At 67.6% G+C, this 346-nt stretch carries 1 protein-coding gene; it reads left to right on the plus strand.

Going from position 1 to position 346, the window contains the following annotated elements; translation table 11 throughout:
* On the plus strand, positions 1 to 346 hold a 346-nt coding region (locus CU044_RS20060), incomplete at both ends, for an AMP-binding protein (RefSeq protein WP_129770096.1).

Genomic DNA, 346 nt, shown 5'->3' on the forward strand with positions numbered 1-346 from the left:
TGGCTCGGGTGTTGGTGGGGTGTGGTGTGGGTGTGGAGTCGCGGGTGGGGTTGTTGTTGGAGCGGTCGGTGGATGTGGTGGTGGCGATGCTTGCTGTGGTGAGGGCGGGTGGTGCGTATGTGCCGTTGCACGGGTCGTATCCGGAGGAGCGGGTGCGGGAGGTGCTGGGGCGCAGTGGTGCGCTGGTGGTGGTGACGGACCGTGCGGTGGATGAGGTCGGCGGGGTGCCGGCTGTACGGGTGGATGCGGAGCCGGTGGTGGGTGTGCGGCTTCCGTCGGTGGTTCCTGCTGGTGCGTTGGCGTATGTGATGTTCACGTCGGGTTCGACGGGTGTGCCGAAGGGGGT

Source organism: Streptomyces sp. L-9-10 (genome assembly GCF_004151105.1).
Lineage (GTDB): Bacteria > Actinomycetota > Actinomycetes > Streptomycetales > Streptomycetaceae > Streptomyces.